Source organism: Uliginosibacterium silvisoli, from assembly GCF_036017035.1.
Lineage (GTDB): Bacteria > Pseudomonadota > Gammaproteobacteria > Burkholderiales > Rhodocyclaceae > Viridibacterium > Viridibacterium silvisoli.
On record NZ_JAYXHS010000003.1, the window covers coordinates 573662 to 588315 of the forward strand.

Here is a 14654-nt window from a genome sequence, read left to right on the forward strand (position 1 = left end):
AATACCCCGTCAAGGAGATTACCTATGTGCATGAGAACGAAGGTCCTGGCCATCGCCGCTGCATTGCTCGCGGCGCTGGCGTGTTCGACCTCAATGGCCCAGACCACGGCAACGAGCGGCCCCGCCGCCTGGCCTGATCGCCTTCACCTGCCGATAGAGCCCTATCAGAAGGCGGGCAAACTGGCGCCGGCCGTGCGCGACTCCGACAAGCTGGATTGGCCAACCGAAATCAGCGCGCCTGAAGGGGCGCCGAATGTGCTGCTGATCATGATGGACGACGTCGGCTTCGGTGCCAGCTCACCTTTTGGCGGCCCCGTGCCAGTACCGACTCTCGAAAAGATTGCACGCGAGGGGCTCCGCTACAACAGCTTCCACACCACGGCCGTGTGCTCGCCATCACGTGCGGCGCTGATCACGGGGCGTAATCACCATGTCGCCTCCACCGGCATCATTATGGAATTCTCGACGCCGTATCCGGGCTATCACAGCCTGGTTTCGCGCAGCGTCGGCACGATTGGCGAGATCATGACCGACAACGGCTACGCCACGGCATGGTTCGGCAAGAACCATAACGTGCCGGACTGGCAGAACTCGCCTGCGGGCCCGTTCAACCTGTGGCCTACCGGTCTCGGTTTCGAATACTTCTATGGCTTCCTGGGGGCTGATGCCCACCAGTTCCGCCCCGCCGTGTACGAGAACACCAAGCCCATAGACCCCTATCTCGGCAAGGAAGACACCTACCACTTCGATGCCGACATGGCTGACCACGCAATCAGCTGGATCAACACACAGAAGGCCGTGTGGCCCAAGAAGCCATTCTTCGCCTACTACGCCCCGGGTACTGCACACGCGCCTCATCATGCACCCAAAGACTGGATCGCGAAGTTCAAGGGCAAGTTCGACCAGGGCTGGGACAAGCAACGTGAAATGACCTTCCAGCGCCAGAAGGAGCTCGGCATCATTCCCCAGAACGCCGCGCTCAACCCGACCCCCAAGGAGTACAAGCGCTGGGACACGCTCTCTCCGGACATGAAGCGCGTGGCTGCGCGGGAAATGGAAGTGTATGCGGCTGCGCTTGCGCATGCCGACTACCAGGCGGGGCGCGTGGTTGACGCCATCAAGGCCATGGGCGAGCTGGACAATACGCTCGTGATCTACATCATGGGAGACAACGGCGCCAGCGCAGAAGACCCGACGGGCACCGGCTTGACGAGCGAAATCGCCGTCATGGTCAACGGCGTCGTGGACAAACCCGAGTACATGGTGAAGAACATCGATGAATTCGGTGGCATGTGGTTCCAGAACCACTACTCGCACGGCTGGGCGCATGCCATGAACACGCCGTTCCAGTGGGACAAGAAGATCGCCTCCCACCTCGGCGGTTCACGCACGGGCATGGCGGTCTCATGGCCGGGGCACATCAAGGACCCAGGCGCCATCCGCAGCCAGTTCACGCATATCAATGACATCGTGCCCACGATCCTGGAGGCGACGAAGCTGCCTGCACCGGACACCATCAATGGCTTCAAGCAAGTGCCCATGAACGGGACCAGCCTGCTCTACACCTTCGACAATGCAAGCGCTCCCGAGCGGCACACGACGCAGTACTTCGAAGTCATTGCCAACCAGGGCATCTATCACAACGGCTGGATGGCCAGCACCACGCCCAAGCGGCTACCGTGGGAAGGACGCGGCCCCACCAACCCCGATCCGTTCAACGACTACGAATGGGAGCTCTACAACCTGACCGAGGACTTTTCGCAATCGAAGAACCTGGCAGCCCAGCAACCTCAGAAGCTTGCAGAGATGCGGGCACTGTTCAAGACAGAAGCGGAGAAGAACAAGGTCTTCCCACTCGATGACCGCTACATCGAACGCGTAGACCCGGCCAATCGTCCGCAGCCCAACAAGGGGCGCACACAGTTCGTCTATCGCGAAGGTGTCGTGCGTATCACGGAGCCCATGGCAGCGGACATCAAGAACACCTCGTTCAGGATCACGGCGGACATCGAAGTGCCTAAGAATGGACAAGGCATCATCATGACGCAGGGTGGCTGGTTCGGCGGCGTGGCGCTGATGCTGCAGGATGGCAAGCCGAGCTTTGCGTACGCACGCTCGCACTACCCTGAGCACAAGTACCGGATCAAGTCGCCAACGCGATTGGCGCCGGGCAAGCACCAGGTCGTGCTGGATTTTGTCTATGACGGCGGCGGCGTGGGCAAGGGCGGCACGGCAAGATTGCTGGCCGATGGCAAGGAGGTCGCCAAGGGCCGCATTCCCGAAACCGTGCCATCCAGGTTCTCTGCCGATGAGACGCTCGATATCGGAGAGGATTCAGGCACACCTGTCGTGCGCGATTACAAGGTGCCGTTCCACTTCAATGGCCGCATCGAGAAGGTCGTGATCGACGTAAAACCGGCGGCAGGTGCAAGCCCTCAAGCCATGCTCAGTCTGCCACCGGGTTTGCGCGTCGATTGAGCATTGCGTCCCGAACGTGGAAAAAAGAATGGCTGCCCGCGGGCAGCCATTTTTTTGACTCTTGAATGCATCATCCCGGTGAAACAGATGATCTACCAAAGCTCGCCCCAACATCGTCATTCCCGCGAACGCGGGAATCCAGCGGCTTTGGCAGCCTCGTAGGGTGCGCAAAGGCTTTTCTTCGCGCACGCGGACGAACAACGTGCGCAACGCTGCGCGTGCACACCCTACGAACGGCGCGTGCTCAATGAAGCCTACGCAGCCTTCGCCTCACCCTTCACCGTATATTGATTGACCGGTCTGTCCAGACCCAGGTTCTCGCGCAGCGTCTTGCCCTCGTACTCCGTGCGGAACAGGCCGCGGCGTTGCAGCTCGGGGACGACCAGCTCGACGAAGTCATTGAGCGATTCCGGCAATACCGGTGGCATGACATTGAAGCCGTCTGCGGCGCCGTTCTCGAACCAGCTCTGCATTTCATCCGCGATCTTCTGCGGCGTACCGACGACGACCCAGTGACCGCGCGCACCGGCGAGGTATTCGTAGAGCTGGCGCACGGTGAAACCTTCGCGCTTGGCCAGCGTGAGCACCACGTTCTGGCGACTGTTGCGGCCCTTCTCCAGCTCCGGGTAGTACGGCGGCGGTGCGTCGAGGTCCCAGGTGGACACATCGTCGTTCGGCCAGAACTTGGCGATCTCGTTGAGGCCCACCGAGGGGTGGATGAGCTTCTGCAGCTCGGCCCACTTGGCATCTGCCTCTTCCTGCGTACGGCCGATGACGGGCGAGATGCCGGGCAGCACGAGCAGCTCTTCGGGGCGCCGACTGTACTTCGCCATGCGTGACTTCACATCCTTGTAGAAGGCCTGCGCTTCGGCAAGGCTGGTCCATGCGGTGAAGATGGCTTCCGCCGTTGCAGCGGCCAGCTCGCGTCCCGGCTCGGACGAGCCGGCCTGCACGATCACCGGGTAGCCTTGCGGCGGGCGCTCGATATTGAGCGGGCCCTTGACCTTGAAGTACTTGCCGACATGATTGAGCGTGTGCAGCTTGTCGGGGTCGAAGTAGACGCCGGTCTCGGCGTTGCGGATGAAAGCGTCATCCTCGTAGCTGTCCCACAAACCCTTCACGACGTCGACGAACTCGTGGGCCTGTTCGTAGCGCACTTCGGGATCGGGATGCTTGTCGAGGCCGAAGTTGCCGTAGACGTTGTCAGCCCCCGTCGTCACGACATTCCACGCCGCCCGCCCCTTGGAGATGTGATCCAGCGAGGCGAACTTGCGCGCCAGCAGGAAGGGATCTTCGTAGGTGGTCGAGGCGGTCGCCACGAAACCGATGTGCTTGGTCGCCACCGCGAGCGCAGACCACAGGGTCACCGGCTCGAAGTACGAGACACGCCCCTGGCGGCTGAAGGCTTCACGATCGCCCTGCTCGCGCAGGCCCGGCGTGTCAGCGACGAAGACCTGGTCGAACAGGCCGCGCTCGGCGGTCTTCGCGACTTCGATGTAGTGGTCGATGTTCACACCGGAGTCCACCTGCGAACCTGGATGGCGCCATGCGGCGATGTGGTGGCCGGTGGCCATGATGAAGGCGCCGAGGCGCAGTTTGCGTTCGCTCATAGGTTTCTCTTTCTCGTTTAGATGTTCAAGAACAGGTGGCCAGAATCCGCAAGAAAATGGAGCGAGCGCGTGGCTGACAAGGCGGCTCGCGCAGAGCAGTGCTCAAGCACGGCGAGCGAGCCAACGACGTCAGCCGCGTGCGCAGCCCGTTTTATTGCGGGTTCTAGAAAGGGCGGGCGCCAGCCAGGCTGACGCGCTTGAGCACCCGTTTGTCATTCGCGTCGAAAGCGGTGCGCGCATGCAGGGTCGCCTGGTTGTCCCAATGCACGATGTCACCCACCTCCCAGCGATGGGTGTACTGGTACTTCGGTTGCTGGATGTGGGCGCGCAGGAAGGCGATCAACGCGACACCCACCTCGGGCGCAACGCCCACCAGCTCGACTTCCGAATGCGTGGCGAGGAACAGGATCTTCTTGCCGCTGCGCGGATGCGTACGCACCAGGGGGTGCGGAAAGGCGTGGCCGAGCGGTGCAATGTCCGGCGTGCGATACAGGGGCCGCTTCTGCCCGGCGGTGCGCACGAAGGGGTTATAGGTAATCAGTTGCAGCGTATCGATGCGCGCACGCGTGTCGGCGTCGAGATCGGCATAGGCTTGCGCGAGGTTGTACCAGGTCGTGTCTCCACCTTGCGCAGGCACTTCGACGGCATACAACAAGGAGGCTGCGGACGGCAGTGGCGTCCATTGATGGTCCGTGTGCGGCAACAACTCACCATGGCCGGTGTAGCCCCCTTCTACGTTGGCGACCGGCACGACATCAGGCGCGGTACCACCGTGGTCCGACGAACCCAGCACGGGCACATCCGCCGGTGAGTGGAACACCGGGCCGAAGTAGGTGGAGAAAGCCAGCAATGCCTCATCGGCGAGGCGCTGCTGCTTGAAGATCAGGATCCCGTGCTCATCCAGCGCCTGTTGCAGATGACTCACCAGTGCTGCGCTCAAGGGGCGGTTGGCGTCCAGGTTACGCACGACGCCACCCACACCACCACCCGTGGGGGTGATGCTGATCTCGGCGACCGACTGTGGCGCGCCGTGACGATGCGAAGCGTCATGCACTGCGCGGGACAACTGTGTGAACAGCGGCGCGCTGGCAAAGCGCGTGTTGTCCAGCGCCTTGGTGTCCGACGCGGCGCTGGTGATTCTTTCGACGGGCTTCTCAAGGCTCTTTTCGGCTATGGCTGTGCTCATGCAGGCCTCCTTCAGGGTTTGACGAATTTCAGGGTGAAGCGGTCGCTCTCGCCGATTGCGCTGTAGCGCGCGCGATCTTCGGCTTTCAATCGATAGGTGGGCGGCAAGGTCCATACGCCTTCGGCATAGTCCTTGGTGTCCTTCGGGTTGTCGTTGACCGTCGAGCGCGCAACCAGACGGAAGCCGGCTTTCTCGGCGAGACGCACGGCCTCTTCCTCGCGCACATAGCCCTTCTTCAGTTGCGCATCGGCGGGCTCATCCAGGCGCGCGCGGTGATCTTCCAGGCCAAGCGTGCCGCCATGCTTGAGCGCGCGATAGAAGCTCGCGAAGGCTTCGTCGGCAGAGTTGGTCGTCAGCCAGTTGTGCAGGTTGCGAAAACTCAGGACGACGTCGGCACTTCCCGCAGGCACGATGTCCTGCGCGGGAAACCGCGCGAGCTGCACCTTGCCGTAACGCGCCGGGTCGCTCGCCAGCTTGTCGGCGAAGCTGCGGTTGCCCTTCAGCGCCTCTTCCGAAGCGCCCTGCTCCGGCGGGATGGCTGCGATGTATCGGCCCCTGGCGTGCTCGTAGGGCGCAAGGATCTCGGTCCACCATGCCGAACCACCGGGCCAGATCTCGACGACAGTCTGGTCGTCGCGCAGGCCGAAGAACTCCAGGGTGCCCAGCGGATGACGATAGGCATCGCGCGCACGGTTGCTCTCTGCGCGATGCGGCGAGGCAATCTGTGCTGCCAGGGCATCCGTATCAGCTGCAATAGCTGCAATTGCAGGCGGGATGAGCAACGCCACCCCGAGCCCACACGCGACGCGGCAGGCCAGCGAATTTGTCGCCGAGCGCAGGCGGCGAATCAGGCGCGCGCCTGCATGGCAAGGGCGCGGTGCAGCGGAAGATGAAACACACGAGGGATTTTGCATGGGCAGCGTGCTCTGTCGGTTGCAAAGCATGCACATTGCAAATGCCGGGCCACTCCCGGTTTTCAGCAGCCACGGCGCTTCTGACGATGACAGGGCCGCCAGCCTGCTACATCGCCAGCACCCATGCGCCCGGGATGCTGCACTTTCAACATCCGCTAGATGCGCAGTGCAGTGACGGCAATGTGCCCTTGCCGTTGCGAGACGGAGCATGCGTGGTGATCGCACAGCAGTGCGCTGTTGCACTCGCAGCGCCTTGAGCCGGCGGATTTTCTCTCGCCCTTTTCAAATCAAGGAGATGACCGTTGGCATGGTCCGTGCAGTACGAGTTGCGACCACAGGCATCCGCATGGCGGCACATATCGATACGCAACAGGGAGTATGAAACCATGAGAAATGCATATGAAGAAAACCCGAAACAGCAGGGCCGCGCGCGACGCTGGATAGGGGCGCTTCTGCTCATCGCGGCGCAAGGCCTGTCACTGTCAGCACAGGCCGAGGCACCGCCGCCCGTCATCCGTTTTGCATTTGCCAGCCCCAAGGTCGGCGTGCCGCCGCAATACACCGCCGGCACCGCAGGCATCGCCTACACCAAGGGCTGGTTCGAGGAGGAGTTCAAGAACGACAACACGAAGTTCGAGTTCCTGTTCTTCAAGGGTGCAGGCCCGGCAGTCAACGAGGCCTTCACCAACAAGCAGATCGACTTCGCGTCGCACGGTGACCTGCCTTCCGTCATCGGTCGCGCCGCCGGCCTCAAGACCCGCCTGCTGTTTGCCAACAATGCGCGCAGCAATATCTATCTCGCCGTGCCGCCGAACTCGACGCTCAAGTCGGTAAAGGAGTTGAAGGGCAAGAAAGTGTCCTTCTTCAAGGGCACCAATTCGCAGACGCCCATCAATCGCCTGCTGCGTGCCAATGGCTTGACCGAGCGTGACCTGAAGGTGGTGAATCTCGATACGGCGTCCGGCAAGGCGGCCCTGCTCAATGGCGACATCGACGCATTGTTCGGCAGCTTCGACCTGCTCACCCTGCGCGACGAGGGCAAGCTGAAAATCCTCTACACCAGCAACGGTGACTCGCCCATCTACACGCGCCAGGGGCACATCCACGTCGATGACGAATTCGCGACCAAGTACCCGGAGACCACCAGGCGCATCGTCAAGGTGCTGGTGAAAACTGCGCACTGGGGCTCGTTGCCTGAGAACCGCGCCGAAGTGCTGAAGCTGTGGGCCATCCCCGGCGTGTACTCGGAGAGCACACTGGCCGAGGACTACGGCCCCGACCTCGGCCCACGTTTCAGCCCCCTGTTCGACCCCTTCCTCGTCGGTCGCTACAAGGACGTGGTGAAGGATGCGCTGGAGTACAAGCTGTCGCGCAAGACCTTCGAAGTCGAACCCTGGATTGATCGCAGCTTCCAGAACGCAGCGCTCAAGGAGTTGAAGCTCGAGAACTTCTGGACGCCGCTCGATGCGAACGGCAAGCCGATCAAGTCCGCAGCCGCCAAGGCTGCTGCCGCGCCCGCAACCGTGCGAACGGCAAGCAAGTAACAGCACCTCCACACGAACGGGCTGGTGCCATGGCGCCGGCCCGCTCTTCGTGCGTCGTCAATAAATCCGGAACGCCCATTCCCCCACACCTGCTGATCGCGAAGCAGCGCACTGTTGATCGCGCAGCAGTTCTGCCGCGTCGCTTTGCGTCGACGCTTTCAAATCAAGGGGATGGCCATTGGCATGGTCCGTGCACCACAGGCAGTGACCCCAGCCATTCGCGTGGCGGCACACATCGACACCCTCCACGACACTGAACAGGAACATCACAAAATGATTAATGCATATGAAGAAAAATCGAAACGACAGCGTAGCCTGCGACGCTGGGTCGCCGGCCTGCTGCTGATCGCCGCGCAGGGCTTCTCGCTGTCGGCCCAGGCCGAAGCGCCACCACCTGTCATCCGCTTCGCGTTCGCCAGCCCCAAGGTTGGCACGCCACCGCAATACACCGCGGGCACCGCCGGCATCGCGTACGCCAAAGGCTGGTTCGAAGAAGAGTTCAAGAACGACAACACCAAGCTCGAATTCCTGTTCTTCAAGGGCGCGGGCCCGGCAGTCAACGAAGCCTTCACCAACAAACAGATCGACTTCGCCATGCATGGCGACCTGCCCTCTGCCATCGGCCGCGCAGCGGGCCTGAAGACACGCCTGCTGCTGCCCAATAGCGCACGCAGCAACATCTACCTGGCCATCCCGCCCAACTCCACGCTGAAGTCGGTCAAGGAACTGCGCGGCAAGAAGATCTCGTTCTTCAAGGGCACCAACTCGCAGACCCCGATCAACCGCCTGCTGCGTGCCAATGGCCTGACCGAGCGCGACGTCAAGGTAGTCAACCTCGACACCGCCTCGGGCAAGGCAGCCTTGCTCAATGGTGATATCGACGCGTTGTTTGGCAGCTTCGACCTGCTCGCGCTGCGCGATGAAGGCAAGCTGAAGATCCTTTACACCAGCAATGGCGACTCGCCCATCTACACGCGCCAGGCTCATGTTCATGTCGATGACGAGTTCGCGACCAAGTACCCGGAGACCACCAAGCGCATCGTCAAGGTGCTGGTGAAAACTGCGCACTGGGGCTCGCTGCCGGAAAACCGCGCCGAAGTGCTGAAGCTGTGGGCCATCCCCGGCGTGTACTCGGAGAGCACGCTGGCCGAGGACTACGGCCCCGACCTCAGCCCACGCTTCAGCCCCCTGTTCGACCCCTTCCTCGTTGGTCGCTACAAGGACGTGGTGAAAGACGCCTACGAGTACAAGCTCACACGCAAGACCTTCGAAGTCGAACCGTGGATTGATCGCAGCTTCGTCAATGCCGCACTGAAGGAGTTGAAGCTCGAGAACTTCTGGACGCCGTACGACGTGAACGGCAAGCCGATCAAGGCAGCGGCCGCCAAGGCTGCTGCTGCGCCCGCTGCGAATCTGCGCACGGTGGCAGCGAAGTAAGCCGGCTCGGCAAAAGATAGACCGTCGTCCCGGCGAAAGCCGGGATGACGATGCTTCTCGCGAATCGCACTCAGATTCTTGTTCAGTTCCCCATTCAGCATCGGGAGACCCGGATGTCATCGCTAGTCATAACCCCCCAGGCCAACCTGCGCGCGCCTGAGCTTCCGCTGGGTGCGCAAGCGCCAGCTGGCGCAACTTCCCGCAAAGGCATCGCACACTGGTTGCGTGAGCAGCTCTCCAGCCTGCGCAATTCGGCAGCGCGTCTCTTGCTCGCATGGATACTGCCGCTCGGGGTCTTCCTGCTGTGGTGGGCTTCCGCGAAGTACGGCTGGGTGGCCGAGCAGATCCTGCCCGCGCCGGACTTCGTCGCACAAACCTTCGGTGAGCTGTGGCACAGCGGCGACATCCTCACCAACCTGAACATCAGTCTGCAGCGCGTGCTCTACGGTTTCGCGGCAGGTACCGTTGCGGGCCTCTTGCTGGGCACTGCGATGGGCCTGTCTCCCGTCGCCAAGGACTATCTCTATCCGACCTTCAACGCCTTCGCGCAGGTGCCCTCGCTGGGCTGGCTGCCCTTGCTGATGATGCTGGTCGGCATCGAGGAGTCGCTGAAGATCATCCTCATCACCAAGGCCGTGCTGGCACCGGTGGCGATCAACACCTACCAGGGCATCAGCAACGTGCCGACGCGTCTCATCGAAGTGGCCCGCGTCTACTCCTTCACGCGCTGGCAGTTGCTACGCAAGGTGGTATTCCCCGCAGCTTTCCCGCAGATCTGGAGCGGCGTGCGCTTCGGTCTCACCAAGGCCTGGCTGGCACTGGTCGCGGTGGAACTGCTGGCCTCCAGCGAAGGCCTCGGCTTCCTGCTGGTCTATGGCCGTCAGCTGTTCCAGCTCGACGTCGTGATCTCGGCCGTCATCGTCGTCGGCGCCGTCGGCTTCACGCTGGACAAAGTGCTGGCCATCGTCGAAGCACGCCTGCTGCGCTGGCGCCGCGCGAGTTTCTAAGGGACACCCATGAGTCAGAACACACACACAAGCTCCGGCGGTTTCATTCCGGCGCGCTGGAAGAAACCGTTGCGTGGCATCGCCCTGCCCATCGCGCTGCTGCTCCTCTGGCAAGGCGCATTCACGTTTGGCTGGATACGCACCGACTTCCTCGCGCCACCCGCCAAGGTGTGGGACACCTTCGTGAAACTCGCGAGCAATGGCTACCTGTGGGAGTCGCTCTCCGCCAGCCTGCGGCGTGACCTCATCGGCTTCGCCATCGGCACGGTGATCGGCCTCGTGGTTGGCACCGCGATGGGCATGTCGCGCCTCGTCGACAAGATCGTCGGCCCGACCTTCCACACGGTCAAACAGGTGTCGCTGCTGGCGTGGATTCCGCTCATCTCGCTGTGGTTCGGCTTGGGCGATCCCTCCAAGGTGGCCTTCCTGTCGCTGGCTGCATTCTTCCCGACCGTGCTCAACACCTACGAAGGCATCCGCAGCGTGCCGCGCGAGCTGCTCGAAGTCGCACGCGTGTTCGACTTCTCGCGCTGGCAACTGATACGCCGCGTGATCATTCCATCGGCATTGCCGTCCATTCTCACCGGCATCCAGCTGGCGCTGATGTACTCGTGGATCGCCACCCTCGGTGCCGAATACGTCCTCACCTCGGGCGCCGGCATCGGCAACCTGATGGTCGACGGGCGCGAACACTTCTGGTTCGACCAGGTGATTCTCGGCGTCATCGTCGTCGGCCTGGTGGGCTACTCGCTGAACCTGTTGTCGCAGCTTGCCGAGCGACGTTTGCTGGGCTGGCGCGGGACCAGCGTGGCGCGGTTTGCGTGACGTATCAGCCCCACTCTCTCAAGTCATTCCCGCGAAAGCGGGAATCCACGCTCACCAAGAAGACAAACAAGTGGGACACGTGGATTCCCGCTTTCGCGGGAATGACGGGGTTCTAATTCGGGCGCGGCAGTTCGCCTACTCTGTTGCAACAGATCAGATCAAATTCAAAACGGGGAAACACCATGTCAGATCCACTCGAACTCCTGCGTGCACGCTACGGTGCCGATCACATCCCGGCCTCTGCCTCGCGCTACGCGCCAGACGCCATCAACCCCGTGCTGGAGACGCTGCTCGCGCATCGCTCGGTGCGCGGTTTCCGCAAGGACGCCTTGCCCGCCGGCACTCTCGAGCTGCTGATCGCCGCGGCGCAATCCGCACCGAGCTCATCGAACCTGCAGACTTTCAGCGTCGTCTCGCTCGAAGAGCCTGAGCGGAAATCGCGCGTGGCGACTCTCGCGGCGGACCAGGAGTTCATTCGAGAAGCGCCCCTGTTCCTCGCCTGGCTGGCCGACCTGTCACGCCTGCAGCACATTGCCGATGCCGGCCAGGTCGAGGCGGAAGGCCTGCAGTATCTCGACACCTTCCTGATGGGCGCCATCGACGCCGCGCTCGCCGCACAGAACGTGGTCACTGCGGCAGAGTCGCTGGGCCTCGGCACGGTGTACGTCGGCGCCCTGCGCAACCAGCCACTCGAAGTCGCCCGGGAGCTCGGCTTGCCGCAAGGCGTTTTCCCCTTGTTCGGACTGGCTGTCGGCGTGCCCGACGCAGCGCGCCCCGCCAGCGTCAAGCCGCGCTTGCCGCAGGAGCTGGTGCTGCACCGCGAGCAATACAACACAGCGCCTGTCGATGCAGGCATCGCGCGCTACGACACGCTGATTGCAGACTTCAATCGCTCACAAGGCCTGCCACCAGCACGCTGGACGGAGCGCACACTCGAGCGCGTGCGCAGCGTCTCGGCCTTGCGCGGCCGCGACAAACTGCGGGAGCAACTCGGCGTGCAGGGCTTCGAGCTGAAATGAACGAACCCGGTTGTTGCCATTCCTGTGCGGGCTCGCAACGGTTCGTGGTGACGAGCGGCTCAGAACCAGGCGTAGGACCAGGACGCCCCGAGCACGGTGAAGTTCTGGCCGATGCGCACCGTCACGCCGCGCGACCACGAGAGCTTCAAGGCGTGCTGGCGTGCCACCGGCAAGGCCAGGGTCAAGCCGGCGCGGCTATTGTCGTTGCGGTCGTCCTTGGGCTTGCCGCCCACCGTCGTCGCGCCGCCCACGTAGTACGTGAAATCGAACGACGCCCAGAGGCCGGGCTGGAAGGTGTAGACCACGTGGCTCTGGGTGGACATCATCGGCTCCTGCTTGCGCACCAGCCCGCCGTAGAAGTTGTCGTTGTCGGTGAACAGCCAGACACCGGCGTAGAGTTCCAGATCCCAATCGCCAACGGGCTGCGACAGGCCCAGCTCCGGCTTGAAAGCCCAGCGGTTGGAGCCGAGGTTGACCAGTTTCGTCGAGTCGTAGTCGCCCAGTGGCGCCACCACCGACAGGCTGGCGCCCAGAATCGTCTCGCGCTTGCGGGTCGCGAACTGTTGCGCGGTCAGCGCAGGCGAACCGAGCAGGTTGATCGAGAAACGCATGACGGGATCGCCCAGCCCTGTGCGCTTGACCTCGCGCGCCTGCCCCTGCAGCTCGCCATGGCCATTGATGTCGGCGATGGGCATCACCAGCGAGACACCGGCCTGCCTGCCGAGCAGGTCGAAGGAATGCGCGTAGAAGGGCGCCACGACCACCAGCCTCGCTTGCGCATTGCTGATGGGCACCGATGGATCGACCGCCACGTCGCCGCGCGAGTAGGCTGCCGCCAAGCCGAGCACGTTCAGGTCGACAGGCAGGGGAGCATAGGCGCGCGGTTCGAGTTGCTGCGCGCAAGCCGAGCCGCCGGCAACAAGCGTCATGGCCCCGGCGAGGCGCAACGCCAGCAGCACGCTCATGCGAAATGGTTTCATACGGAGCCCTCTTGATTCCCCTGACGATACCACCTGCGCGTTCCACGCAACGCATCTGCAACGGCCAAAACCGGGACCGATTATTGCGCCCCGGCGCGGCCGAACGGAAATGGCGGGATTTGCGGTCTTAAGCACATACAAATCGATACAGCAGCCCGCACGACATGAGAGGAAAATTGTCACACCTCCTCTCGCAGCCCGGCGAATCCCCTCGCCTCACTACCGCTTCAGTGCGGCCCGGTAATTTCTGAATGTCCTTGCTTAGAAAAGAATCTCTCGGCGTCCTGCGCCATCGCAATTTTTCTTTCTACCTCGTCGCCAAGCTGATCGGCACGCTGGCCGTGCAGATGCAGGGCGTGGCGGTCGGCTGGCAGGTGTATCAACTGACCGGCAGCCTGTTCGACCTGGGCCTCATCGGGCTGGCGCAGTTCGCGCCCTTCATCGTGCTGGTGCTGCCTGCCGGGCAAGCCGCCGACCGCTTCGACCGCCGCAACATCATCTTCGCCTGCTTCGTGCTGCAGCTCATCTGTGCGTCGCTGCTGCTCGGCCTGTCCTTCGTCGGCCTGACCAGTGCCTGGCCGGTATTCGCCGTGCTCACCCTGTTCGGCGCAGCGCGTGCTTTCAGCATGCCGGCGCAGCAGGCCATCATCATGAACCTGGTGCCGCAGAAAGACTTCGGCCAGGCAGTTGCCGTCAGCTCCTCCAGCTTCCATGTCGCAGTCATTGCCGGACCGGTACTGGGCGGCCTCTTCTACCTCGCGGGCGCAACGACCGTGTATGCGATTGCGGCGGCGCTGCTGGGCATCTCCGCCGTGCTGGCCTGGTTGCTCCACACCACGCGCCAGACCAGCGCCGCGCCGACCCAATCCCGTTCCGTACTCGAAGGCCTGCGCTTCGTCTGGTCACGGCCGGCGATGCTCGGCGCCATCTCGCTTGATCTCTTCGCCGTGCTGTTCGGCGGCGCCGTCGCCCTGCTGCCTGCCTACGCACATGACGTGCTGCACGCCGGGCCGACAGCGCTGGGCCTACTGCGAACCGCACCCGCAGTGGGCTCGGCACTGGTCGCCGTTGTGCTGGCCTTCCTGCCGATCCGCCGCCACGTCGGCATGTGGATGTTCGGCGGCGTCGCAGTGTTCGGCGCCGCGACGATCATGATGGGGCTGACGACCAGCTTCAGCGTGGCCTTGATCGCCCTGCTACTCACCGGCGCAGGCGACATGGTCAGCGTCTACATCCGTCACATCCTCGTGCAGACGGAAACGCCCGACGAAATCCGTGGCCGCGTCAGTGCGGTGAATGCGGTGTTCATCGGCGCCTCCAACGAACTCGGCGAATTCGAATCCGGCCTCGCCGCGGGCGCCTTCGGCCTGCTGCCTGCCATCGTCATCGGCGGCGTCGCAACGCTGGTCGTCACCGGACTCTGGATGTGGCGCTTCCCGGTGCTGACGCGCATGGACCGCTTCCCGCATGTCGAAGCCGAAGAGAAGAGACGGCAGGAAGCAAGGCAGCAGGATGGGGAATCCCTCGCCGAACTCGACACCGCCAAAGCAAGCATCTGACAGAACACCGAACCACCAACGAAAGTCCGTCATCCCGGCGAAGGCCGGGATCCAGATTGCAGGTCCGGTACTGGATCCCGGCCTTCGCCGGGATG

At 62.9% G+C, this 14654-nt stretch carries 11 protein-coding genes; 7 read left to right on the plus strand and 4 right to left on the minus strand.

What is annotated here, in order from left to right:
- Positions 1-30: 30 nt before the first annotated feature.
- On the plus strand, positions 31-2478 hold the full coding sequence (locus VVD49_RS17315) for an arylsulfatase (RefSeq protein WP_327600463.1): 2448 nt from the start codon (positions 31-33) through the stop codon (positions 2476-2478).
- 254 nt (positions 2479-2732) lie between these two features.
- Here the strand turns inward: VVD49_RS17315 and VVD49_RS17320 are convergent, their stop codons facing one another.
- The 3 genes from VVD49_RS17320 to VVD49_RS17330 form a co-directional block, all read right to left on the minus strand.
- Positions 2733-4088, minus strand: coding sequence for an LLM class flavin-dependent oxidoreductase (locus VVD49_RS17320; RefSeq protein WP_327600464.1), 1356 nt, complete (start codon positions 4086-4088; stop codon positions 2733-2735).
- A gap of 163 nt (positions 4089-4251) precedes the next feature.
- Positions 4252-5274: a TauD/TfdA dioxygenase family protein gene (locus VVD49_RS17325; RefSeq protein WP_327600465.1), complete on the minus strand. Its 1023-nt coding sequence runs from the start codon at positions 5272-5274 to the stop codon at positions 4252-4254.
- Between the two features lie 11 nt (positions 5275-5285).
- On the minus strand, positions 5286-6188 hold the full coding sequence (locus VVD49_RS17330; protein WP_327600466.1) for a class I SAM-dependent methyltransferase: 903 nt from the start codon (positions 6186-6188) through the stop codon (positions 5286-5288).
- 386 nt (positions 6189-6574) lie between these two features.
- Between VVD49_RS17330 and VVD49_RS17335 the strand changes: the two genes are divergently transcribed.
- From VVD49_RS17335 to VVD49_RS17355, 5 genes are all read left to right on the plus strand, one after another.
- Entirely contained in the window at positions 6575-7732 is a 1158-nt protein-coding gene (locus VVD49_RS17335) for an ABC transporter substrate-binding protein (protein WP_327600467.1), read from the plus strand.
- Between the two features lie 273 nt (positions 7733-8005).
- Positions 8006-9169, plus strand: coding sequence for an ABC transporter substrate-binding protein (locus VVD49_RS17340; protein WP_327600468.1), 1164 nt, complete (start codon positions 8006-8008; stop codon positions 9167-9169).
- Between the two features lie 113 nt (positions 9170-9282).
- Entirely contained in the window at positions 9283-10176 is an 894-nt protein-coding gene (locus VVD49_RS17345) for an ABC transporter permease (protein WP_327600469.1), read from the plus strand.
- A gap of 9 nt (positions 10177-10185) precedes the next feature.
- Positions 10186-11001 (plus strand): ABC transporter permease, encoded by an 816-nt coding sequence (locus VVD49_RS17350; protein WP_327600470.1) that lies wholly within the window; start codon positions 10186-10188, stop codon positions 10999-11001.
- Between the two features lie 182 nt (positions 11002-11183).
- Positions 11184-12020: an NADPH-dependent oxidoreductase gene (locus tag VVD49_RS17355; RefSeq protein ID WP_327600471.1), complete on the plus strand. Its 837-nt coding sequence runs from the start codon at positions 11184-11186 to the stop codon at positions 12018-12020.
- A gap of 59 nt (positions 12021-12079) precedes the next feature.
- Here VVD49_RS17355 and VVD49_RS17360 read toward each other — a convergent pair whose 3' ends face one another.
- Positions 12080-13000 carry a transporter gene (locus tag VVD49_RS17360; protein ID WP_327600472.1) on the minus strand — a complete coding sequence of 307 codons (921 nt, stop codon included), beginning with the start codon at positions 12998-13000 and terminating at the stop codon, positions 12080-12082.
- 251 nt (positions 13001-13251) lie between these two features.
- Here VVD49_RS17360 and VVD49_RS17365 point away from each other — a divergent pair, with 251 nt between their 5' ends.
- On the plus strand, positions 13252-14559 hold the full coding sequence (locus VVD49_RS17365; protein ID WP_327600473.1) for an MFS transporter: 1308 nt from the start codon (positions 13252-13254) through the stop codon (positions 14557-14559).
- The last annotated feature ends 95 nt before the right edge of the window (positions 14560-14654 follow it).

What these genes read in the sequence shown, in the direction of transcription:
- VVD49_RS17325 (WP_327600465.1), bottom strand. Translation starts at nt 5,274, where the DNA reads ATGAGCACAGCCATAGCCGAAAAGAGCCTTGAGAAGCCCGTCGAAAGA.
- VVD49_RS17345 (WP_327600469.1), top strand. Translation starts at nt 9,283, where the DNA reads ATGTCATCGCTAGTCATAACCCCCCAGGCCAACCTGCGCGCGCCTGAG.
- VVD49_RS17355 (WP_327600471.1), top strand. Translation starts at nt 11,184, where the DNA reads ATGTCAGATCCACTCGAACTCCTGCGTGCACGCTACGGTGCCGATCAC.
- VVD49_RS17365 (WP_327600473.1), top strand. Translation starts at nt 13,252, where the DNA reads ATGTCCTTGCTTAGAAAAGAATCTCTCGGCGTCCTGCGCCATCGCAAT.
- VVD49_RS17335 (WP_327600467.1), top strand. Translation starts at nt 6,575, where the DNA reads ATGAGAAATGCATATGAAGAAAACCCGAAACAGCAGGGCCGCGCGCGA.
- VVD49_RS17320 (WP_327600464.1), bottom strand. Translation starts at nt 4,088, where the DNA reads ATGAGCGAACGCAAACTGCGCCTCGGCGCCTTCATCATGGCCACCGGC.
- VVD49_RS17360 (WP_327600472.1), bottom strand. Translation starts at nt 13,000, where the DNA reads ATGAAACCATTTCGCATGAGCGTGCTGCTGGCGTTGCGCCTCGCCGGG.
- VVD49_RS17315 (WP_327600463.1), top strand. Translation starts at nt 31, where the DNA reads ATGAGAACGAAGGTCCTGGCCATCGCCGCTGCATTGCTCGCGGCGCTG.
- VVD49_RS17340 (WP_327600468.1), top strand. Translation starts at nt 8,006, where the DNA reads ATGATTAATGCATATGAAGAAAAATCGAAACGACAGCGTAGCCTGCGA.
- VVD49_RS17330 (WP_327600466.1), bottom strand. Translation starts at nt 6,188, where the DNA reads ATGCAAAATCCCTCGTGTGTTTCATCTTCCGCTGCACCGCGCCCTTGC.
- VVD49_RS17350 (WP_327600470.1), top strand. Translation starts at nt 10,186, where the DNA reads ATGAGTCAGAACACACACACAAGCTCCGGCGGTTTCATTCCGGCGCGC.